We start from the raw sequence: 24121 nt of genomic DNA, 5'->3' as shown, positions 1-24121 counted from the left end.
CACGCCCAGATTTAACTGAGAGGTGCGGGGAATAATATCCCCCATCGACTCAACCAGGTAGCGTTAAAATTTGGTGTAATCACCAACAGCAAAGTAATTCGTAGTTCTTGGTGGCGAACTTGATTTGTCTGAACTCTTAACACGATATAATACAAACCCTCTGTGCGAATCTCTCCCCTTTTAGGTTTTGAATTTTTGCCTAACTTTTGTCAGGAGCCTTTCTTCGGCAATGATTGGTAAGTTTTCGAACATCTATAAAATAGATATCTCTGGGTAAATACTAACACAAATATGGCGATCGCTAAGAAAATTGTCGAAATTTCAAGAGCTAGGATTACTTCACATTCACAAATAGGTATAGATAGTACTTTTTTATTTATCTGCTCTAACTAACCTGATAGATAAAACTGTTCAAGCTTATGGTACACGATAATAGTATGCAACTCTCACCAATGACTGACGACGGTGGCTTGCTCACTCATCTAGAATTGTTTTAAGCTTGGTAAAGTATTTTATTTTACTTTATATCAGCAGTGTCTGCTTGTTAATTACTAATTTTTTGCATGGCATTGGTCATTTGCTAGGAGTTTAGTTACCATCTGGGAAATTAACCAGATTGAAGATACAACAGACTCAATTCCACCCAAGGAAACGCCCGAAAGAGTGATTAACATACTACTAATGGAGGATAACGAAGTTGATGTGATTAATATCAAGCAAGTATTAAACTAGATATTATGCAAAATATCTTAATCAATCAAATTACAGGTTTTAGATGTCCGAAAATCTTATATTCTTTAGTTGGATAATCTGAAAAGAGAAATATTATACATCAACCTATGTTTGGCGGCGAAAATTAAAACCGATGGAAGAGACGCTGAAAATTTTGGTTGTAGACGATGACGAAGTAGACCGGATAGCAATCTGTTCTGCCCTGAGTATACCAGGTGTTCAGATAGAACTGTCTGAAGTAGGCTGTGGTAATGATGCGCTCTCTCTCTTAAGCATTAATACTTACGATTGTGTTTTTCTCGACTATCGCTTACCAGACCAGGATGCACTAACCTTGATTCAACAGCTAGGTTCTTCAAAAATTAAAGTTCCTTTAGTAGTCCTAACTGGTCAAGGAGATGAACAAATTACTCTGCAATTATTGAAAGCTGGTGCTACAGACTATCTTTCTAAGTCCAGAATATCCCCAGAAACTTTGTCGCAGGTTTTGCGGAGTGCGATTCGGATTTATCGGGCGGAAATACAGGCAGATTTGGCAAACCAGCAACTCAGAGAAAGTAATGAACAACTCATTTATAAGAACCAAGAATTGGAGAGACAACAGCAACAGATTCAAATGCAAAACTTCAAGCTATTGGAGGCATCACGTCTAAAATCGCTTTTTTTGGCAACCATTTCCCATGAGCTTAGAACGCCGATGAATGCGATTATTGGTTTTTCGCAAATCCTGCTGCGTCCGAAGTTCGGTCAACTAACGCGCCAGCAAGCAGATATGGTTGAGCGCATTTTGAATAATGGCAAGCATTTATTGATGCTACTCAATGAAGTTCTCGACTTTTCCAAGCTGGAGGGAGGAGGATTAGATTTAAAGCCGGAAAGATTTGATGTATCAAAAGTAATTAATATCGTTGTCAGTGAAATGCGTTCCCTAGCTGAGGCGAAAAATCTTTTATTGTTAGTACAAACCGATTTGCAAAATCCTTTGGTATTTAACGATCCGCTTCGTGTCAAACAGATTTTGATTAACCTGCTTTCCAACGCCATTAAATTCACAGAGTCTGGTGAAATTTGGGTTGAGGTTAAGGAACTGCCGGGAAATCGAGTGGTAATTATCGTTCAAGATACAGGTATTGGTATAGCCTCCAAAGATTTTAAGCATATTTTTGAAGCATTTCGGCAAGTCGATCAAACTATCACTCGCAAATATCCAGGTACAGGTCTGGGTTTGGCAATTATAGATTCGCTAGTACGAATGATGGGCGGTAAAATCTTTCTGGAGAGCAAATTGGGGGTTGGTTCAATGTTTAAAATTGAATTGCCACGCAAAATTACATTACGGACTGGAGCAGGCAATGCTCCAAGTTCACAGTTAGATAACGACGATTTTTTCTGTCCTGTACAAAATCCTCATCAGTCATCTTCTCAATTCAGGAAAGCCAATAGAATATCCTAAATTTAAAAATTACTTCCAAAAAAACTGATAAAAATTTATAAATCATGTCTGTAGTTGAAAATAATAAAATTTATCGTATCTTAGCAGTTGACGACACTCAAGATAATCTCATTTTGGTTCAAGCAATTTTAGAAAGTGAGGGGTATGAAATTGATTTGGCTTCAGATGGCATAAAGGCTTTACGGAAAATTGAGCAATCTCCACCCGATCTGATTCTGTTAGATGTAATGATGCCGGGGATAGATGGCTATGAAGTCACACGTCGGATTCGGAAGAACCCTGCAATCTCTTACATTCCAATTCTGTTAATTACTGCCTTTCATCAATCCAGCGTTGTCGAAGGTTTGGATGCTGGTGCTGACGATTTTATTCGTAAACCATTTGATACTGATGAACTACTGGCAAGAGTGCGATCGCTATTACGTCTCAAGCACAGTCTGGACGAACAACAAAAAATGGCCCGCCAACGGGAAGATTTTGTTTCCCGTCTGACTCATGATTTGCGAACTCCGCTAGTAGCCGCCGATCGGATGTTGAATTTGTTTGAAATGGAAACATTCTGCAAAATTTCGCCGGAAATGAAACAGGCGATCGCAGTCATGATTCGCAGTAACCAAAATTTGATGGAAATGGTAAACACCCTGTTAGAAGTCTATCGCTTCGAGGCAGGTAAAAAAACGTTGAATTGGGAGGAATGCGATTTATGTGAGATATCTCAAGAAGTAGTCAGCGAACTAAGTCCTCTAACTAATGAAAAAGGCTTGACTCTGGAAATCGATACCCGTGAATTAGATCCACTGAGTCAAAACGCTGGTATTATCATGGGCGATCGTTTGGAATTACGGCGAGTGTTAAACAACCTGATTGCAAATGCCATCAAATTTACAGATACGGGAGGCATAACAATCCGCATTTATGAAACATCATCTAATCCAGGAGATCCAGATTCGGTAATAATTGAGGTACAAGATACAGGATATGGGATTGCGCCAGAAGATCAGGCAACAATTTTCGAGCGATTTCGCCAAGGCAGAAATAAACGCTCAGGTAGTGGCTTAGGATTACATCTATCCCACCGCATTATAGAAGGGCACGCAGGAACTATCCAGGTAGCTTCTGAACTAGGGAAAGGGAGTTTATTTACCGTGCAACTACCTAAAAACACTTAAGTTATTTTCCTTGACCACAGATTATTTTGTGGATATCTCCCAAGAAATTACATTTAATTTTTGATGTATTTTTATGCTCCTCAAAAAATTAAATTAGCTTAAATTATACGGATTAATTACAGCACCATTTGAAGGTTAATCCAATTAGAATATTGCCGGATAACTTGCCTCTTCCAATATTTGTATACTCCCAATGGCAGATGTATCCATAAACTAAAATAACTAAATCTACTGTTGTATCATTCTATAGATAGTAGAAATAACTATTTTACAAAGTTATTATTCAATCTATTAATGCCTGAAAAACGTGTATTCACCCTGGAATCATAACCCAGGGTTTTTTTTATAAAAACTGAAATAATGTTTATATTTTCATCATTGACTACTGTCCATATTCACCCTATTCAGAGTTGAGGGTGGACATGAACAGCGGTTAAAAAGGATTATAGAGTAAACTAAAATACAGACCGTTTTCTTGTAATGTTCTTTCATTTGAGTTAACAGATACCAAAGGAATACCCCAGTCAAGACGAACGGTGAAGCGATCGCCCTGTGCCCAACGCAACCCCAGACCAACAGCAGCTAAAGTATTATGGTCGGGATTGTCTGTACCAGAAGTATTCCAGCCAACACCAAAATCCACAAAGGGGATAACCTGTAAGGTGCTATCTATCTGGGGTAAGCGCAAAATCGGTACTTGAACTTCCGCAGAAACAAAAGTGCCATTATCTGTGAGCAGGTAATCTTGACGGTAGCCCCGAATACTATCCTGCCCACCTATGCCAAATTGCTCTATCGGCAGAAGTTTTGTAGATGCTAGTTGCGTATTTAAACGTAATAATAATAAGGTTTGAGGAGCTAAAAGGCGTGCCCACTGTGCTTGCCCTTGCCAAGCAAAAAAACGGCTATCGGGAGCATCTTGATTAACTGTGGCATTCAACACATCTATGCCCAAACTGAATTGAGAGCGTAGGGCGATGACTTCACGACTGTTACGACTCGTCCATTCTTGAAAAAATCGCAACGCAGATACCCTAGTGCGTCCCTCATCATCAGCACCAGGCGAAAGTTCAGAGGCGGGAACCCCTTCTCTCTGTAAAAAGGATGAGATATCACTTTCGCGTCGGGAAGCTGTTAACCCCAGAGCGAATTCTTGTGTAGGAGTTTGGATTATAGGCTGCCTAAATGTCAGTTCATAGTAGCGAGAAGCCGATTCGATATCTAGGAAGTCGAAAGGAGGCTCAATGACATTGCTCGACGTAGTGCCATAGTTCAAGGTAAGCGTTCCGTTGCGGGGATTAAGAGGCAATGTGTAACTAGCGTCAAAGGAGTTGCTACCATCAGTATTGGTGTAGCCTACACTCAGACCATCCCCCAATCCGAGTAAGTTGGCTTCATTCAACCGTAAGCCGCGCCGAAAACTGCCAACACTAGGCGATCGCCCATTATCAAGAACTATTTGGCCACTAAAGGTTTTTGCCTCACTGATTTTAACTTCCAAAAGACTCGTACCCGTCCGCGATCCTGCCGAGAGTTCAGCAGTCACGTTTTGAATCAAAGGATTCAGTTGCAGCAGTTGCAGTGCTTCTAATAGACGCTGACGATTCAGAGGCGGTGATGTCGCTATTGCTAATCGGCTACGGACATAATTCGGATTCAGCCGCCGAGTCCCAGTTACCTGAATATCTTCTAATTTACCTTCCACCACCTGAATTTTGAGAACACCAGATTGGATTGTTTGAGGTGGAATATAGGCACCAGAAGTAATATAACCATTTTTGACATATAGATCAGTTATTTTAGAACGTGCTTGATACACTTCAGTCAGTGAGATCGGTCGTTTGGTAAATTCAGCAGTGGCTTCAGCTAATTCTTGGGCACTGAAAACTGTGCTACCAACAACTTCAAAGCGTTCAACAACAATAGTTTGAGGAAAGTTACCAGGGAGTGGTGCATCAGGTGTGGGAGTTGGGGCAGAGGGTGGAAGTAGTTCTGCTGGTGGAGGGAGTGGCTGTGGTACTTCAGGTGAGGGAAGTGGTGAAGGTGTGGGTGGTTGGATATCCTGTGGTGGGGGAATTTGTTGTGATTGGATGAAATCACTAGTTGGTAATTGTGTAGTATCAACAACCTGAGCTTTCAGTGGACTTAAAGATGTACTGCTAAGTAATAGAAACATACTCAGCGGTAAGCACGACACTATAAGATTCTGAGGGTATTTATCAATCATCGCACCGGACTATTTTTTTGGCAGTAACTATGGGATTATACGGGGACTGCTTCAGATGTGAATCTTACTTCATCTTTTGTCGCTAAAGTTGATATCTTGAGCAAATCTCAATTTAAAAGCTAAATCATCTGGTTATTGCAGACTTACAGCAGTTTTCTTTTGTATGAGGTACAAAGCTATGGGTTTTGAGACAGGGGGTAGGATAATACGGTTCGGTTAAAGGGAAAAGGGAAAAAGGTGAATTCAAATCTTTACCCCTTATACCAATTTGAAAAAATCATGCGACAGATACATACTCCCAAATCTTTGTTCTGTCAGGCTTTCTTAATTTTGAATTTTGAATTTTGAATTGGTATTACCCTTTCTCCTTTTCCCAAACCACAACGGATATGAAAACTTATCCGAACCGTATTGCCCTGCCTTCTTCACTCCATACCGCTTTGCTGAAACATTCCCATCAATTTACGTTTACGAGCGTGGGTTTGCATCAAGTTTTCCCGATAGCTTAACCAGTCAGCTTTCTTCCCAGATTCCAGGTAGGCATTACGCGCCTTTTTCAACCATTCAACCGCGTAATAGTAGTATTCGGCTTTACCTGCATCCATAATCTTTTCGGCACGGCGACGAGCATTAGCAATCACCCAACCAGGATTATGAGACATAGCAGCATCCATAACTCGGTGAATTAACTCTGAACGATCGGAACTTAGTTCACTAGCGATCGCAATTGCATCATCAATTAGCCCCTCATGCAAGAATATATCCACCTTGGCTGATTCTGTTGCCCAACCACTATAAGTACGGACAATTCTCAGTAGGTCTGTTTTGACACTTTCCCAGTTTTGCCCAGCCAATTCTGCCATCCTTTGGTAATCCACAAAGGAGGGCTTCATTTGAAAGGCTGCCTTGATTGCTAATAAGGCAGCTTCACTATTACCCAACTCAATAGCTAAATCACTTGTCCAAATTCCCAATTCATACTGACAATTACCCGGTAAATTTAATCCACTCTGGGCTATATCTAATGCTTGCTGTAACGCCCCCTGAACGCTGAGTGTTTTCGCTAGGGCAAAGGCTTCTTCCATTGAGTTCATCTGGGTTTGAGCAGCATCAATTGCTTCTTCCACCCTGCCTAAACGCCCCAACATTGTCAGATATTGCTGGGTTTGCCCTTCCGCTTCTGCTAAATACAGGTATTCTTGATAACGTTCTTGACGTTCGAGAATTTTCAGGCGAATTAATGCCAAATCATCAGCATAATCTGGTACGTCTTCTTCCCATGCTCCCCTTTCAGTAATGTTACCTTGGAGAACTTGTACCAGCGGCGGATAATCCCAACCTTGGCGTAAAGCCTCCATGACTAAACCAAAATCAGCATTCCACTCATCCTGCCAAGCTTCCAAATTTATTTGAATATCAACTTTTTCTTCTGGAGTAAGTTCGGCGATCAGAATTGCTTCACACCAAGCATTATTTAATTCGCTGACAACTTCATCATTTTCAGCGCCGTATTCGGCAACATCATCCCAATTTTCCGCACAGGTAGAGGTAATCGCTGACAAAATAGCGATCGCATTTTCACCTTCTCCCCGTTCGCTAAAATCTACCGCAGTTTGCACTACACTCAGCAAATCTTCGCCAATCGGATCTTCTTCGTATCCCTCCTCAAAGTAGCGCACGGTATCCTTGAGAATCTGCCGTACTTGCCGCCGAAAGGGAGCAGGATCGAGAGTATTGCGGCGCACGAATTTTATGGCTGTTTGGTTGTCAGCAGGATTTGTCATCCAACTTACATGACGGTCAATTGCTTCAATTAGGGGGGGGTATTCTGCTACCAACTCTTGCAGCAGCCTTTGAGTTTCGATATAATCCAGGCGATTTAGTAGTTCTTCAAGGGTAGGGCGCTGCTCAATATTTTCTGAGTTACGCACACAAACGAGCATCGTGGCGACAATGTGTTTGCACCACCCTTCATAGTCGTAGGCACAGGTGCATTTTACTGAGGTTAACCCACTGCTATGGAAATTCAGGCTGACATGATAAGGTCTAGCTTCGGTGCCTAGAACATCTGCCTGAAGCAGATGACCACGTTGGATAACCGCATTAACAGCACCAGCGTTATAATATGCCTCGCCCCGCTGGAAAGATTTGGCGTTGGCATGACGGCGGATAGTAAATTCACTAATTGGGGGAATAGACATCGAGCGATCGCCTGCGTAAATCTTCTGGATCAATCCTAAATCCAGCTTAGTGTTACGCTAACGCGCTGTAAAGATAAAAGGTGTGGAGATTCTGAATGAGACTGCAATTTCTATTCATTAACTAGCTCAGAACTGGAAATCAGTTTCATTGCCCTGCAAATACTCAGTTAATTTCTTGTCGCTTTTCTGGGAAAACCAACCCATATAATGAAAATATCCATATTTTCGCCAGAAGTGAGTGAATCATAATTTGAGTTAGCAATACCCGAACCTGAAATCAGTGAACAGTTAACAGTAAACAGTCAGGGTAATGTAAGGTAAGGGATTTAGAGTTCAGCGATAAAACTGATAACTGATAACTGTTAAAAGGGTTGCGCTGATTGTCGGTCAAGTTGAGAATAAATAGGCGAAGCACACGGGGAAACTAACGTGAGTCAAGGATATGATTACGATTTAGTAATTATCGGCGCTGGTGTAGGCGGACATGGCGCAGCCTTACACGCCGTAAGTTGTGGTTTGAAAACAGCAATTATTGAAGCTGCTGATATGGGAGGAACCTGTGTTAATCGGGGCTGTATTCCTTCTAAAGCGCTGCTGGCAGCATCTGGACGTGTGCGGGAGTTACGCAATGCCCACCACCTCAAGTCACTGGGAATTCAAATTGGTAGCGTAGAATTCGATCGCCAAGCGATCGCTAATCATGCTAACGATCTCGTCTCGAAAATTCAAGGCGACTTAACCAACAGCCTCAAACGTCTAAAAGTCGATATCATCAGAGGTTGGGGAAAAATCGCTGGGGCGCAAAAAGTCTCGATCGTCGGAGACGGTGGTGAAAAAACCATCACAGCCAAAGACATTATCCTTTCCCCCGGTTCAATTCCTTTTGTACCTCCAGGGATTGAAGTAGACGGCAAAACTGTCTTTACCAGCGATCAAGGTGTCAAATTAGAGTCTTTACCAGACTGGGTAGCAATTATTGGCAGTGGTTATATCGGTTTGGAATTTTCTGATATTTACTCAGCTTTGGGTTGTGAAATCACCTTGATTGAAGCCCTAGATCAGTTAATGCCAGGATTTGACCGCGATATTGCCAAACTTGCCGAACGGGTGCTAATTACTCCCCGCGATATTGAAACGAAAGTTGGGATATACGCCAAAAAAGTTATCCCAGGTTCACCTGTGGTAATTGAGTTAGCAGATTTCAAAACCAAAGAAGATGTAGATGTCATCGAAGTAGATGCTTGTTTGGTGGCTACGGGACGCATCCCGGCGACCAAAAATCTTGGTTTAGAGTCTGTGGGTGTGGAAGTCGATCGGCGGAATTTTATTCCAGTAGACGATCGCATGGCAGTACTCTCAGCAGGTGAAGTCGTGCCGCATTTGTGGGCAATTGGCGACGCTAATGGGAAGATGATGTTAGCACATGCGGCTTCTGCTCAAGGCATCATCGCGGTAGAAAATATCGTTGGGAGGGAAAGAATAGTAGACTATCGCAGCATCCCAGCAGCGGCGTTTACCCACCCAGAGGTCAGCTATGTAGGCTTAACTGAAACAGCAGCTAAAGAGTTGGGACAAGCCGAAGGGTTTGAAATCGCCACAAGTAGGAGTTACTTCAAAGGAAATTCCAAAGCGTTGGCAGAAAATGAAGCCGACGGTATTGCCAAGGTGATATATCGCAAAGACACCGGAGAAGTCTTAGGTGTTCACATTTTTGGGCTACACGCCTCAGACTTAATTCATGAAGCGTCAGCTGCGATCGCCAACCGTCAATCTGTCCGCAATCTTGCACATCTAGTTCACGCCCACCCAACACTTTCGGAAGTCCTAGACGAAGCTTATAAACGAGCCATTTAGTCATTCGTCCTCTGTCATTTGTCCTTTGTCAATAAACAAGGACAAATGACCAATGACTAATGCCCAATGCCCAATGCCCAATGCCCAATGACTAATTATGCAAATCCGTCGCCGTTCACCTAACCCAGCTATTGATGTATCGATATTGCGTTATCAGGCTGTCGTACCTGATGCAGCGCCAAACCACATCTTGGAAGAAATTGTCTGGCAGAAAGAAGTAGAATATGACCAAATGCGAGAAAAAGTTCCTTTGCAACAATTGCTGAAACAGGTAGTGACTGCGCCGCCAACCCGTGATTTTGTCGCCGCCTTGCGCCAAGGTAAGACTAAGCCAGCATTGATTGCCGAAGTTAAAAAAGCTTCACCGAGTAAAGGTGTTTTACGAGCAGATTTTGACCCAGTAGCGATCGCCCTGTCTTATCAGCAAGGTGGCGCTAGTTGTCTTTCTGTGCTGACAGATGTCAAGTTCTTTCAAGGTAGTTTTGAAAACTTAGCCAAGGTTCGGGCTGCCGTAGATTTGCCCCTACTGTGCAAAGAGTTTGTCGTTTATGCTTATCAGATATACTTGGCGCGGGTTCAGGGTGCAGATGCTATTTTGTTGATTGCGGCTATTTTGAGCGATCAAGATTTGAAATACTTCTTGAAAATTGCTAACAACCTGAAAATGGCAACCTTGGTTGAAGTCCATAGTTTGGCAGAACTTGACCGTGTGTTAGCTTTAGATGGAGTCTCCTTGGTAGGAATCAATAATCGTAATTTGGAAGATTTCTCTGTTGATGTGCAAACTACTTGCCAACTTTTGGCTGCAAGGGGTAGACAATTGCAAGAGAAAAATATCCTTGTTGTTAGTGAGTCAGGACTACACAACCCAGAAGATTTGAGTTTAGTGCTGACAGCAGGTGCATCTGCTGTACTCATTGGAGAATCTTTGGTAAAACAACCAGATCCCGGCGCTGCGATCGCTCGTATATTACCGAGGAATTTTTGAAAGAAACACCTCACCTGCCCAAAAAACAGCAGCACGATTGCACACAATAGTTGAACAATTGGGCACACTATGCGTATACACGCAGCACTTTGCCATCAAATACCATCAATATCTTTGCCAAATCTTCATTGCTAATCAAATCAAAGCCATAAGCAACTAGTTATTTATTATGTAACAATTTATTAATAAGAAACAAACTGTGACTCATACAAAATTCCAAATATGAAATCAAAATTTAACTTCATGGAGCAAATTCCTCTACCTTCACCTATTCACTACGAACTTATACTTCAACTCTTAGAAAGACAAACTATGTTAGCGGTCAATGATAACCCAGATTTACGGCATCAAGTGAATCAGCTCATTATTACTCTCCGTAAAGCTGCTGTACAGCAAAAGCGACTAGAAGAAATTTGCGAGTTTTCCTCTGTAACTATCGATCACCGTTGGTCAATCAACCATCATAACGATAGCAAAGTTGTTGCCCCCGATTGAAGCTGATAACCTAAATATCTCAACCTCAAATTTGGCATCTTTGTTAAGTTAGCTTCCCATCATCAGAAAGTGTCTCTGTTTATTCAAGTGGTCAGTGTTTAAAAATTCCACTGCACTTAGTTAACTCAAATGCGCGGTTTAGAGTGTGATTTCAAAGAATTTACATAGATTCTGCTGACAAAACTTTCTCTACTTTGCAAAAATATCTAGAAATGGTAGATGAAGATTTTAAATCGGCAGTCTCAATGCTCAGACTTTAATTAATATAAATCTTAATTTCTTGAGCTACTCTCCTCAAGTTATACATAGTTATTTTTTCGATAACTACTAGCTTATAGCATTTCCTAATAATATCAGGTACATTCATAGTCCCCTATTTGCTTGCAGGGAGGGATTCGGGTTCTTGCAACTCACTCAAGCGAGAATCGCTATGGCTTTCGACAATTTATACAAAAATACTATTAATACTGTAGATAAAAATTGTCATCTTTATAAGATTTTAGTTCTGAAAAAGTTCATCTTGATTTAGACAAAACTGTAGATCAGTTAAAATATTGATGAGATTCTCTCTCGAATTTAACGAAAGATGAAATACAACAGTATTGATGAACTCCTCAGAAATAATCAGGCTTGGGTTGCCGAAAAGCTAGCTCTAGATCCAACTTACTTTCAAGAATTATCTAATGGACAAACACCACCTTTTCTATACATTGGGTGTTCTGATAGTCGTCTGGCATTAACAAAGTTTACCCGTACTGAACCAGGAGAGTTATTTGTACATCGTAATATTGCCAATCAAGTTTCTCTAACGGATATAAACTTTTTAGCCGTTTTAGAATACGCAATTTTACACCTAAAAGTGGAACACATTATTGTTTGTGGTCACTACGATTGCGGAGGAATTAAGGCAGCTTTAGAGGGGAGAACTATCGGAATTCTTGATAACTGGGTAAATCCGATTCGGGAATTGTATTTAGAGAAACAAGAAGAAATTGATGCTTTGCCAATAAGAGAAGAACGTCTGAATCGTTTGGCAGAAATCAATGTTGTGGCGCAAGTGAAAAATCTTTACCAAACTTCCGTCATGCGTCAAGTACTCCATGAACGAAAAGCGCCTATGGTTCATGGCTGGGTACTAGATATACGCACTGGGTTAATCAAAGATTTGAACGTATCAACTGTGCAATGGCAATTGCACATCTGCCCCTTGCTTCTAGAGTTTAGACTCTATGCTATGTTAAAAAATTAGAGTTAATTCGGTATTTCCCGCCACAGGTAAGCTGACATTAGAGACTTGATAAATATTGTTTTTACAACTTTTATTTAGATATGGGTTTTATTGGGCAGTGTCTATGTATATTTCAAAAATAAAGTAGTATTTTTAAAGATTTTCGTTCAATTAAGTTTCCGAATACAAAATAGTTAAGTTTATAAACTTTTTTATAGAGGCAATTCATGAATTGCCTCTATAAGAATCACTAATACAGAGATTGGTAGGTTTAACCTACTTCTACAAAAAATTATTTCTTAGAAATTATCCATACTGCATGAATAATCCCAGGAATGTAACCAAACAGCGTCAAAAGTATATTAATCCAAAAGTCTATACCAAAACCTACTTGTAAAAAAACTCCCAAAGGCGGCAGGAAAATGGCACACAGAATCCGAACTAAATCCATTTAAACCTCCTGTTAATCTCAGAAAAGACAGCTTGTTGGCAAACTAATTTACCACTGTTCAAGCCTATTTGTACCTCTCAAAGATAACATTTCCTCTCTTAATCTAGATCGCGGTTAAGATACGGTAAACCGCACTCAACACATTAGCCACCGCTAATTTTGGCTTTGTAACCTAGCTTGGTCAAAATCTCGACAATTTTCTGTTTGTGTTCGCCCTGAATTTCAATTTCGTTATCTTTAAGTGTCCCACCTGTCCCACACTGGGTTTTCAACTGCTTCACCAAATCTGCTAAGGTTTCTGGTTTGGCTTGAAACCCACTAATTACTGTGACGGTTTTGCCTTTGCGTCCTTTGCGGGAAGCTTGTACTTTCAGATTTTGTTGTTGTGGGGGTAGTTCTGGAATTGGTCTTTCTATGGCGGCGGAGTTGTCGTTGCCAAATTCGCGGTAGACAAAGCCTTTGTCAGAAGATTGAGAATTGGAAGAAGACATAAAATGAATGTTTAAGAAAAATTTCAAAGGCAGTGGAAACTTCTACGCAACCATTCTGCTGGTATACAATTTCTAGGCTAACATTACACATCCATACATCATAACCAAACTGACGTAATACTTTAACTAATCCTTCCTTCTATGGAAAATAGATTCAAATGGTTGAACTATTCAGGAAAATGGCTTGTCTATATCTATAATTAAACCTAATCTTACCTAAACCATCTCAAACTCTAATTGATGACTCTTGAGAAAATCATGGGTAAAATGATCCACCACATTTGTATCAGCTAGTTCCAAATTATAAAAATCTACAGCTTCATGGTCAAAATGGGGGCCAGCGTGCCAAGTCCCCTCATGTAGCTTGATAAAACAATTCCCCGGAATGTGGAAAGCAGCAATCTCTGCTAATGCTGGTTCATTCACATCATTATGAGGAGGACAAACTGCAATTAACCAATCCTTTCCTTCCAAAGAACCCAGACATTGAGTGCATTGCACATGGCGAGTAATTTTGTGGAACTTTCGCCCTCTTTTCTCCAACCGCATAATATAAAATCGTGGAATCCCGTTTTGCAGGCTTAACTGGGCATCTTCCCCATCATAAGTTTTCCCATCAAGACTTGCAAAAATTACCTGTCCATAACGCCGAAAGTTTTCAGAAGTCACCCATTGTACCTGCAATTGTTGCACTGTCTTTGGTGTACTCATATCAAATCTTTAAGAGAGATTATTTAGGTTTATTTTCCCCCAGAATGACTGAATTTTATACAACCATTATGGTGACTTCCTGAGTTTCAATGCCTTCAATTATGAAAAAATAACCTTAGCTAGCTAGATAACTACGTACTTGTTCCTTTTGGCGGCGGAGGAGACTGAGAGCTTTTTGTTCTATCTGACGCACCCGTTCTCGACTAATACCCATGCGATCGCCAATCTGTGCTAAAGAAAGTTCATACCCATCAGTTAGACCAAAGCGCAGGGTTAATATTTCTCGCTGCTGGGGCGACAGCTTTGCCAATAAGTCTTGTAAGTCTTGGTGGAGAGATTCTTCAACGGCATAATCTTCAGGAGAAGGACCATCATCCTCCAATATGTCTTGTAATTCAGTATCTTGCTGTTCACCAACTCGCGCCTCTAGAGAGAAGGGTTGACGGGCTAAGTACAAACACTCTCGAACTTGGCTAGGTGTCAAAGATAAAGCAGTGGCAATTTCAGCAGTAGTGGGAACGCGACCCAACTGTTGAGATAATTCTCGCTGCACCCGTTTAATTTTGTTCAGTTTCTCAAAGACGTGGATCGGTAAACGAATTGTACGTCCTTGTTGAGCGATCGCCCGTGTAATTCCTTGACGAATCCACCAGTAAGCATAAGTAGAAAACTTGTAACCAAGGGCAGGATCAAATTTATCTACCCCTCGTTCTAAACCTAAAGTACCTTCTTGAATTAAATCCATAAATTCCAGGTTGCGGTGCTGGTATTTCTTTGCCACAGCTACCACTAACCGCAGATTAGCCTGAATCATTTTCTGCTTGGACTGATGTCCTAAATTGAGCTGTTGCTCTAGCACCTCCACACTTAACTCCACCCGATCTGCCCATTCTTGCAGTGTGGGTTCGTGGTTTAATTTCACAGCTAATTCTTCCTTAGCAGCTAATAAATTCATCATCTGCTGCACTTGTTGGGCAAAAATAACCTCTTGTTCGCGAGTCAACAAATCTACACGCCCGATCTCTTGCAGATAACTACGCACAATATCATCTGTAGCTCGATGTTTTTTATCTGCGGCTAAACTTTTTTTCTTCGTTTTTTGAACTTCGGTATGTGGAGATGTTAAGTTGCTCATGGTTATTTGCTCCTCTGTAACCTCATCAATTTATTGGTATCAAGTCTAGATATTCAGACCCACAGCCATTTCACACTGCTAATCAATAGATATCTTGCAAAAGTACTTAACACCCCATCCCTTAATTTCCTTCCCGCTTTCGGGGAGGGCAGACAAAGCTACGCTTTGGCGGGGTGGGGTTCTTAATTTGTATTTTATGCAAGAGGTCTAATCAATTTGCAACACTGATGAATTCTGGTCTATGATACATTACAAGTTAATTGTTGGAGATAATAAACCCAAAATCAACCCACCCATTAATAATAACATCATCACCAGTCACAAATCAATTACCTAAAGTATCATTAGCATATCCTTTGAAGTAATTACATTCCTTTATCATTGATTTTTGCATATTCTAAAATACAATTAACAATTAAATTTCGTCTAGTTGTCCAATGCGGTTATTGGAAAAAGTAAAAAATACTAAGCAACGATTCCATTATCTAAGAGTCAATTATTAATAGCAAGTCTTAAAATATCACAAAAAGTTCATTTATTGAAGTATTCATAGTCTGCTTATCAATAAATGTAATCTCATTAAATGAAAACTCATTAAATATAAAATATCCCTTTATCACCTCATTTTTTTTGTAATACAATCTAAGCATATCAAGCCAGGTATGGGCGTTCGTTAAACATGAAAGAAAGAACTTCTTCTGCTACTTTTCTTTAATAACAGCCTTCCTTTAAGAATCTGGTCAAATACTTAGTGATTAGGCATCTGGTGAAATTAATTATGTAGTATTCAGAACACTTGCATAGACGTACCAGTGCTACATCTGTACATTCATTCTGACTCATATCTCTTTCCTGGGATTTAGGATAATCAAGAAGACGCAGATATCTGTGACAATTGCACTTGTGTCATAATTGTATGCAGACATCTGCATTGGATGCGGTATCATCAACTTGATTACTCCTAGAGAAATTTTATGGAATAAAAGTACTAACAGTGGTAACACTAACATCAAGGATGATACTTGGCAAGACAGCAACACCCGCGATCGCCCTAATATCCTCTTAAAGCAAAAAGATTTTTGTATAAGGATATCTAGTTGATTGTTGTGCAGCATAGCTTGAACAACAACATTCCCACTTTGTGGAGAAGTCGAAAATAGTCTAAAATTCCTAATGAAGGAACATCTCACAGCTTTCTGGCTTACTAGTTTCAACTTTTAGTTGACACAAAAGCACAGTTATGTGTCTACATAGATGGTTGGCTTATTGCAAAGATTTTTGGGAAAATGGTACTATATTGAAGTTTTAATCTAACTCTTCAACCATCACTTTAGTAGATATTGGTTAAGAAAAGCATTCACCTCATTGGCGCATAATCCAACATTAACTATTTTTCCTGCATTCTTGAGAATATCTAATCCTTTACCATTATTGCGCGGGTCGGGATCAAGTATAGATACATATATTTCATCTATCCGACAATCTTCAGCGATCGCTAAAGCACATGCAGGTGTGCGTCCATAAAAAGAACAAGGTTCAAGAGTTACATACATTTTCAACAAGTTGAAAGCTTTGCCTTGAATCTGTTTAAGTGCATCAGCTTCAGCATGGTCTTTTCCTGGTGCTTGCGTGTATCCTTGAGCTACGATCTCTTGGCCAGATGCGATCGCACAGCCTACTGGTGGGTTCGGCAAACATTCCGGCAAAGCTTTTCTGCTTTGAGCTAAAGCAGCCAGCATAAATATTTCATCCATATTTGAGCATAAATTATCTAGATAAATCACACTACCAAGAATTAGCTATCTATTGTTCAAAAAGTTCCTATATCAAAATTTAGTAACTGTCACACGAATACCAGAATCCAGTTTAGGAACCTTGAGATACTCAATTGGTTCAGTACTTTGAGTCTTGGTTGGCTCCTGACATTGCTTAAAAAAAGCGCTTGGGTTATTGATGAACTCAAGCGGGTTAATTTTTTGGCATCCTCGCTCCTGCATTAGCGAAATTGATTCAGCAGTTTGTTTTGGATTATTTCTCTGTCCGATAAAATTGCTCCATGTAGCATTAATCGTAGCTGGTTCTGTCAATAAAACTCCAACCCGATCGCGATCGCCTATTGTTATAGGAACATTCTCTTGGTTAGCATCGGCTCTCTGACTGAGAGTGAGTGCGCTAATCACAACGGCTAAGATAATAGAAGAGGATTTCATAATTCAATCTCTCAACATTTAATGTCAGTTTAATAATTACAATTGCCTAGATCAAAAACAAAGAAATAGGAGGCTAGCTTGAGTACTTCAGATTAACACAGGTAATAATAAATATAGCCAAACTTCATGAAAAAGATAGTGCAATCTAGTAAAATATGACTGAAGTTTGGCAACCTTGAACAATTTGCTTGAGCTATTTGTCTGGTTAATTTAGATAGTAGCTGGATTTCTGCTGTCTTGTACTAGTCTGATGTAAACTAATTTATTGCTCTAACCACGCTGTCATTTGATACTTCTTTGTTAGGCTACGTTAAATTCAAGCTGGATAGGGTTGAAGATTAAATTTTGTGTAAATTAATTTTGTCTTACTACTTGTGTTCTAATCGTACCGACTTAATTACCTGTACTAAGTCGGTCAGCGCAAAAATTTGTCTTATCGTAGCGAGCGATCAGACAGGAGGGAGCAGTAAAAATTAAACTGATTGTGAGTCCTTATAGGTTCAATACTCAAATCATGCAATTTTATGATTGCCAGTCCCGTATTATTCCCATTGACTATTGTTCAGAGCAAGAATTCATTGTTAGTTAAAGTTTTGAAGTAGCTTAAGGAAATATCCATATAGTCTTTTTAGGTATCTCTTTTGACTGTCCAAAGCCTATCTCCGAAGTGCTTACATTGCTTATAGACTAGCACAATTGAACTATTCCTTACCTGAAGGAATTGACTCCTCTTGTCTTTTCAAAATCAGCAAACCGAGAGTGAATATATTAGTATTTTGTATAAATTTTTTGTAAAGTTATTAAAATCAGTGTTCTTACATAATATGATAGTGATTGTTAGGTTACTAATCAATACTTGCGTTAGTAGTAACACAAAACTAAGTTAACAAAAATTAAGCCCCAAAAATGGAAAGCAACTAAATCAGGGATAAAATTGTGAGTTATCCTGGCTTTGCTGTCAGTAGAATATCAATCTAAACTATTAGTTAACTTCAGATATTGAAGAACCTTAGCAATAAGGTATTAGCTAACAATCAACCCAAATATTAATATCACAAGGTAGACTACAGTGTTACTGTATTCCAAATTGTGAGAACAATCTGCTGTAAGTAAATAGTCTTTTTTTATAAAAGTTTACATATATTATGACGATGGAATCTTTACCAAATTTTGAAGAAGTAAATATTCAGAAATACTTAGAAGTTTTTCAACGGCGTTGGCTACCTCTAGTTGGAATTTTCGCCATATCTGTTAGCCTTGGATGCTTGTATGCATTTTCACTAAAACCTTCATACAAGGCAGAAGGAAGTTTGATGATTAAAACAAATCGCTCTTCCTCACTCACGGGCTTACCGGATGACATAGGACGCCTAGAAGCTTTGAATGTGAACGACAATCCCCTGGAAACTCAGGTGAGAGTTATTGGATCAAATCCAGTAATTGAGAAAACGATTAATTCCCTCAACCTTAAAGATAGTCAAGGCAAACTGCTCTCGATTCCCGATTTGGCAAAACAACTAAAAATAGAAGGAATTAAAGGCACTGATGTTGTACAACTTTCTTATAAAGGTAGCGATCCAGAACTAGCTGCCAAAATCGTTAATGAAGTTATTGACAGTTATATCGATCTAAATATCAAGGCTAATCAGAATGAAGCGCGGACAGCCAAACAAGTTCTTGTAACGGAAGTACCTAAAGCTGAGGAAGTTGTCAGAAGAGCCGAATCAAAACTGCGGCTATTTAAAGAAACAAATAAAGTTGTTGTCCTAGAACAAGAAGCAGCCGCAGCAGTCGATACCATTTCTAAGTTAGGAAACCAAATTTCTCAAGCTTTAGCTCAACTAGATGATGTGAAAGGTCGTCTAGAACAGTTAAGCAGTGAAGCTCAGGTAGATTCACGGCAAGGTGTAATCGAATCTGAATTGAGTCAAGCACCTGGAGTTCAGAAAGTGCTAGCCCAACTTCAAGAAACAGAAAGCCAACTTGCACTAGAGCGTACCCGTTTTTCACCTGAACACCCTACAATTACTAACTTAGAAGAAAAAGTTTTAGCTCTTAAGAACTTGTTAAAAGAGCGGACAGGACAAGTAGCTGGTGGAGCGCAGATAACACAGGGAAGTTTACAGGTTGGACAACTGCGGCAAAGCCTAATTGCAGATATTACTCGTGCTCAGGCAGAACGTGTTGGACTGGAGAGACAAATTGCCACACTCAAACAACAGCAAAATGCCTATATCAAACGAGCAAATAATTTGCCAAGGCTAGAACAAAGTCAACGAGAGCTAGAACGGAAACTGCAAGCAGCTCAAACGACTTACGAAACACTCTTAAAGAAACGCCAAGAGATTGATATTGCACAGAATCAAAAGATTCCTAATGCTCGTGTTATTTCCTATGCTTTAACCCCTGATAAAGCAGAAGGTCCTCGAAAAATGCTGTTTATTATTGGTGGAGCAGGAGTTGGTTTTTTCTTAGGTATCATTGTCGCCTTTACTTTAGACTTGATAGACCGCTCGGTGAAGACCGTCAAAGAAGCCAAAGAAGTCTTGAGATACAGTGTTTTGGGAGTGATTCCTACACAAGGTAGAAATGGTAAAGATCATTCTTCTATACCAGGACTTGATAGACCTATTCCCAAAATTATTGGCAGAGATATTCCTTACTTCCCTGTTGGTAATGCATATCAAATACTACAAGTGAACTTGAAGTTCCTCTGTTCTGATAAACCGCTCAAAAGCATTGTAATTACAAGTTCCGTTGCCAAAGAAGGAAAGTCTGACGTATCTGCAAATTTAGCTGTGACTATGGCTCAGGCGGGGCGTAGGGTGTTGTTGGTGGATGCAGATATGCGTCATCCCATACAGCATCATATCTGGGGGCTAACAAATACAATGGGACTAAGTAATATCATAATTAACCAAGCTTCTTTAGATACAGTTGTTCAGGAAGTAATGCCTAATTTGGAAGTTCTTACTTCTGGAGTTTTGCCTCCAAATCCAGTGGCAATGCTAGATTCTCAACGTATGGCGGCATTAATTAGTAACTTGGGGAGAGATTACGATCTTGTAATATTCGATACTCCTCCACTGTCAGGAATAGCAGATGCTGCTGTTTTAAGTACCTTGACTGACGGTATCTTATTAGTCGTTCGTCCTGGAGTGGTTGACTTGAACAGTGCAAATGCAGCTAAAGAGTTTTTAACTCAGTCAGGTCAGAAGGTATTAGGGATAGTCATCAATGGTGTGAACACTAAAAATGAACCTAATAATTATTTTTATGACAATAAAAAACGACAAATTGAACAAGATTTAGTATCTTCTAGCAGTTTAACTAAATTTCGCAAAGAGTGTTAAGTTCTCTTAGAAAATGTAAAAGCTACCATCACTACAACCATCTGAACCCAATTTTGTGACTGTAGGAATAATGGATAAAACTAAAATCAGAACTTCTTGTTTAATTAATAATTACAATTATGCTCCATTTCTCTCTGAAGCAATTGATAGCGCTTTAAATCAGACAGTTAAATTTGATGAGATTATCATTGTTGATGACGCATCCACAGATAATTCGGCGGAAATTATCAATAATTTTACTCAATTAGCTAACGTTAAATCTATCTTGAAAGAACAAAATCAAGGACAATTATCATCTTTTAATGAAGGTTTTTTAGCTGCTAATGGTGACATTATATTTTTTTTAGATGCTGATGATATTTATGAACCTCAGTATTTAGAAAATGCCCTAAACTTTTACACTAGACGCAGTGAATGTGATTTTGTATTTTGTGCGTATAAAAAATTTGGAGCAGTAGAAGGGACATTTCAAGACGATGCAGTTGATTTAGATTTGGGTTATTCAGTAATTAGAACTTTATATAATGGTGAATGGATTGGTTCCATAACTTCAACATTATCAATACGTAGAGAAATAGTCAGAAAATTTTTACCTATTCCAAATTTAGAAGATTGGCGTGTAAGGGCTGATGACTGTTTGGTATGGGGAGCTTCTTTGGTGGGAGCTAAAAAGTTTTATATGTCTAAACCTTTAGTCATGTATAGAATACATGAAAATAATCAGTATCATAATAAGAACTTTTTAGATGTAGACAAAAACTATGAATACAAAAGATTCTGGAAACGCAATTCCTTGTTTAATTACATTCTGCAAAAAAACAATTTTAGCTCCCCATTACTCTTAGCTTTTACATCTATCAGGGAGTTACAAACAATACCATGCCCAAAATATCAGGATTTTGTTACTTATTTGAAAATAATATTTTTATTTGAGCATAATTTCTATTGGAAAATCAAGGGTATTATTTTCTTATTTAGCTATTTTTTGAAAATTTTGATTAGTGGTAAATTAAAAACCTTGTAAGCGCTCACTAATGTAAGTTACTGAATAAATACACTTTATTTTGTATTTGAGAAAATGGAAAAAGTTGCATGAGCAAGATTGATAAATATAAATAATTGTATGTGATTAATTCACAAAAATAATGTTAAGCAAATTAAAAATTAAAAACTTCTCGAAATTTAAATCTCGTTCTGGGCTGCGTGCAATTGTTGCTAATACAGGTTGGTTATTTGCCGATCGCATTCTACGTATGGGTGCAAGCTTGGTTGTAGGAGTATGGGTAGCACGTTATTTAGGAGTAAAACAGTATGGTCTATTTAACTATGCTTTAGCTTTTGTTGCCTTATTCAGCCCAATTTTTACTCTTGGACTAGATGACGTAGTAGTTCGCCATCTTGTTCGTCAATCATCAAACAAAGAGGAAATTTTAGGAACTACTTTTTGGCTAAAATTTTTGGGTGGAATTGCTTCTGTTTTATTGGCAGTTAGTACCATCTTTTTCTTAGGTGAGCATGAAACACTAAAGATATGGCTAGTTGCAATTTTAGGAATAGCAGGAGTTTTTAGGGCATCTGATACTATTGAACTGTGGTTTCAATCACAGGTGCAGTCAAAATATACTGTAATCGCTAAAAACACGGCGTTTCTGCTAAATACTCTCATCAAAATCGCACTAATTTTAACAAAAGCACCGTTGCTAGCTTTTGCTTTGGTAACATTAGCAGAATTTGCAATGAGTGCAATTGGCTTACTAATTGTTTACCAAGTCAAAGGGTCTTCATTGTGGTTATGGAGTTGGAGCATTGCGGCTGCCAAAACTCTTCTGAAAGAGAGTTTACCTCTAATTTTTTCGGGGTTCGCCATCATGATTTTTATGAGAATAGATCAGGTGATGTTAGGTCAAATGATCGGAGATAGTGAGGTTGGTATTTATTCTGCGGCTGTACGTGTTTCTGAAATTTGGTATTTTATTCCGGGGGCTATTGTTTCTTCTGTTGCTCCAGCAATTTATGCCGCCAAGGAAAAATCAGAAAGTCTTTACTATCAGCGAATAGGACAATTACTCAGTCTCATGACATGTATATCTTTAGCAATTGCTCTTCCAATGTCCTTTTTATCTGACAAGATAATTATGGTGATGTTTGGAAGTGGATATGCAGAGGCAGGACCAATATTAGCAGTTCATATTTGGACTTCTTTGTTTGTATTTATGGGTCTTGCAACATCACCTTGGTTTATTGCTGAAGGTTTGAACCACGTTTCTTTAGGTAAGACTTTATTTGGAGCGATACTAAACATTATTCTCAATTTATTACTTATTCCTAAATATGCAGGACTTGGGGCTGCGATCGCAACAATAATATCTCAAGCTGCTGCTGCTTTTATATGTAACGCATTTGATTCAAGAACACAAAAGCTATTTAAAATTCAGGTGCGAACGCTTATTCATTTTTACAAATACTGATCGTTATTATTTAAATTTTATATGATGCAAACGCCAGTAACTTTTATCATTTTTAAACGCCCCCAAATAACAGAAAAAGTTTTTGAGGCTATTCGCCAAGCCAAGCCAACAAAACTTTTTGTAATTGCAGATGGCCCCCGCACTAACCGCGAAGATGAGGCAGAAAAATGCGAAGCGACTAGGGCAATTATTGAGAGAGTTGATTGGGATTGTGAAGTAATAAAAAATTATTCTGATATCAACTTAGGTTGTGCAAAACGGGTATCAAGTGGTTTAGATTGGGTCTTTAATAATGTTGAGGAGACAATTATTTTAGAAGATGATTGTATTCCTCACCCAACTTTTTTCAGGTTTAGCCAAGAACTGCTAGAAAAATATAGAAATGATACCAGAATCGCTACAATCTCTGCTCAAAATCTTCAACTTGGACAAAAACGTACAAATTACAGTTACTATTTTTCTCGCTACAACCACTGCTGGGGTTGGGCAAGTTGGAGACGTGCTTGGCAACATTATGATTTGACTATCAAACTCTGGAAAGAGGTGCAAGCAGAAAACCTTTTACATGACATTCTTATAGATCAAAAAGCGGTAAATTATTGGCAACGAATATTTCAATCTGTTTATGATAATCCTACAGGTATAACCTGGGATTACCAATGGACATTTGCTTGTTGGATGCAGAGAAGCTTAAGTATTATTCCCAATGTCAATTTAATCTCTAATGTCGGTGTTGGTGCAGACGCAACTCATTTCACTTCAAATCAAGAATTTTCCTTCATCAATATGCCGATGCAAGCAATGGAATTTCCCTTAAAGCATCCACCATTTATTGTCAGGAATGTAGAAGCAGATAATTTTACACAGAAAACAGTCTATAAAGCAACTGCGTTGGACATTTTTAAAGAGGAAGTGAAGAAAAGGTTGAATTACTCATCGATAAAAAAATAGATTA

Annotated in this window: 18 protein-coding genes; 10 read left to right on the top strand and 8 right to left on the bottom strand. The window is 39.1% G+C overall.

The features are described from left to right. Positions 1 to 865: 865 nt before the first annotated feature. Positions 866 to 2185 (top strand): ATP-binding protein, encoded by a 1320-nt coding sequence (locus HWQ42_RS21585; RefSeq protein WP_292815990.1) that lies wholly within the window; start codon positions 866 to 868, stop codon positions 2183 to 2185. A gap of 44 nt (positions 2186 to 2229) precedes the next feature. Beyond that, a complete protein-coding gene (locus tag HWQ42_RS21580; RefSeq protein ID WP_292815988.1) occupies positions 2230 to 3354 on the top strand; it encodes a hybrid sensor histidine kinase/response regulator in 1125 nt (374 codons plus the stop codon). Between the two features lie 433 nt (positions 3355 to 3787). Here HWQ42_RS21580 and HWQ42_RS21575 read toward each other — a convergent pair whose 3' ends face one another. Both HWQ42_RS21575 and HWQ42_RS21570 read right to left on the bottom strand, forming a co-directional pair. Beyond that, a complete protein-coding gene (locus tag HWQ42_RS21575; RefSeq protein ID WP_292815986.1) occupies positions 3788 to 5581 on the bottom strand; it encodes a ShlB/FhaC/HecB family hemolysin secretion/activation protein in 1794 nt (597 codons plus the stop codon). A gap of 425 nt (positions 5582 to 6006) precedes the next feature. Next, the gene (locus HWQ42_RS21570) at positions 6007 to 7782 is read right to left on the bottom strand and encodes an SWIM zinc finger domain-containing protein (protein WP_292815996.1); all 1776 of its coding nucleotides are present in this window, start codon (positions 7780 to 7782) and stop codon (positions 6007 to 6009) included. 429 nt (positions 7783 to 8211) lie between these two features. On the opposite strand from HWQ42_RS21570, the gene lpdA reads away from it, so the two are divergent. The 4 genes from lpdA to HWQ42_RS21550 all read left to right on the top strand — a co-directional run bounded on the left by lpdA (position 8212) and on the right by HWQ42_RS21550 (position 12368). Then, complete coding sequence (gene lpdA, locus HWQ42_RS21565; RefSeq protein WP_292815984.1) at positions 8212 to 9636, top strand: dihydrolipoyl dehydrogenase; 1425 nt, start codon at positions 8212 to 8214, stop codon at positions 9634 to 9636. 97 nt (positions 9637 to 9733) lie between these two features. Next, a complete protein-coding gene (gene trpC, locus HWQ42_RS21560; RefSeq protein ID WP_292815982.1) occupies positions 9734 to 10624 on the top strand; it encodes an indole-3-glycerol phosphate synthase TrpC in 891 nt (296 codons plus the stop codon). A gap of 243 nt (positions 10625 to 10867) precedes the next feature. Next, positions 10868 to 11119 carry a DUF5340 domain-containing protein gene (locus HWQ42_RS21555; RefSeq protein WP_069072137.1) on the top strand — a complete coding sequence of 84 codons (252 nt, stop codon included), beginning with the start codon at positions 10868 to 10870 and terminating at the stop codon, positions 11117 to 11119. Between the two features lie 586 nt (positions 11120 to 11705). After that, on the top strand, positions 11706 to 12368 hold the full coding sequence (locus tag HWQ42_RS21550) for a carbonic anhydrase (RefSeq protein WP_292815980.1): 663 nt from the start codon (positions 11706 to 11708) through the stop codon (positions 12366 to 12368). Positions 12369 to 12639: 271 nt separating this feature from the next. Here HWQ42_RS21550 and HWQ42_RS21545 read toward each other — a convergent pair whose 3' ends face one another. From HWQ42_RS21545 to HWQ42_RS21520, 6 genes are all read right to left on the bottom strand, one after another. After that, positions 12640 to 12798: a YqaE/Pmp3 family membrane protein gene (locus tag HWQ42_RS21545; protein WP_292733303.1), complete on the bottom strand. Its 159-nt coding sequence runs from the start codon at positions 12796 to 12798 to the stop codon at positions 12640 to 12642. Between the two features lie 143 nt (positions 12799 to 12941). Further along, the gene (locus tag HWQ42_RS21540; protein WP_292815979.1) at positions 12942 to 13289 is read right to left on the bottom strand and encodes a translation initiation factor; all 348 of its coding nucleotides are present in this window, start codon (positions 13287 to 13289) and stop codon (positions 12942 to 12944) included. Positions 13290 to 13505: 216 nt separating this feature from the next. Further along, positions 13506 to 14000, bottom strand: a complete 495-nt coding sequence (locus HWQ42_RS21535) for an ureidoglycolate lyase (protein ID WP_292815977.1) — start codon at positions 13998 to 14000, stop codon at positions 13506 to 13508. A gap of 115 nt (positions 14001 to 14115) precedes the next feature. Further along, positions 14116 to 15135, bottom strand: coding sequence for an RpoD/SigA family RNA polymerase sigma factor (locus HWQ42_RS21530; protein WP_292815975.1), 1020 nt, complete (start codon positions 15133 to 15135; stop codon positions 14116 to 14118). 1325 nt (positions 15136 to 16460) lie between these two features. Further along, on the bottom strand, positions 16461 to 16889 hold the full coding sequence (locus tag HWQ42_RS21525; protein ID WP_292815973.1) for a deaminase: 429 nt from the start codon (positions 16887 to 16889) through the stop codon (positions 16461 to 16463). Between the two features lie 72 nt (positions 16890 to 16961). Next, entirely contained in the window at positions 16962 to 17345 is a 384-nt protein-coding gene (locus tag HWQ42_RS21520; RefSeq protein ID WP_292815972.1) for a hypothetical protein, read from the bottom strand. Between the two features lie 1145 nt (positions 17346 to 18490). On the opposite strand from HWQ42_RS21520, the gene HWQ42_RS21515 reads away from it, so the two are divergent. From HWQ42_RS21515 to HWQ42_RS21500, 4 genes are all read left to right on the top strand, one after another. Then, the gene (locus HWQ42_RS21515; RefSeq protein ID WP_292815970.1) at positions 18491 to 20698 is read left to right on the top strand and encodes a polysaccharide biosynthesis tyrosine autokinase; all 2208 of its coding nucleotides are present in this window, start codon (positions 18491 to 18493) and stop codon (positions 20696 to 20698) included. Positions 20699 to 20768: 70 nt separating this feature from the next. Next, positions 20769 to 21722, top strand: coding sequence for a glycosyltransferase family 2 protein (locus tag HWQ42_RS21510; RefSeq protein WP_292815969.1), 954 nt, complete (start codon positions 20769 to 20771; stop codon positions 21720 to 21722). A 121-nt stretch (positions 21723 to 21843) separates the two neighbouring features. Further along, positions 21844 to 23166 carry a flippase gene (locus tag HWQ42_RS21505; protein ID WP_292815967.1) on the top strand — a complete coding sequence of 441 codons (1323 nt, stop codon included), beginning with the start codon at positions 21844 to 21846 and terminating at the stop codon, positions 23164 to 23166. A gap of 24 nt (positions 23167 to 23190) precedes the next feature. After that, positions 23191 to 24117: a glycosyltransferase family 2 protein gene (locus tag HWQ42_RS21500; RefSeq protein ID WP_292815994.1), complete on the top strand. Its 927-nt coding sequence runs from the start codon at positions 23191 to 23193 to the stop codon at positions 24115 to 24117. Positions 24118 to 24121 lie beyond the last annotated feature (4 nt).

It is taken from the genome of Nostoc sp. JL23, assembly GCF_017115065.1.
Classification (GTDB): Bacteria; Cyanobacteriota; Cyanobacteriia; order Cyanobacteriales; family Nostocaceae; genus Nostoc; species Nostoc punctiforme_A.
This window is presented reverse-complemented; position numbering and strand designations above follow the sequence as displayed.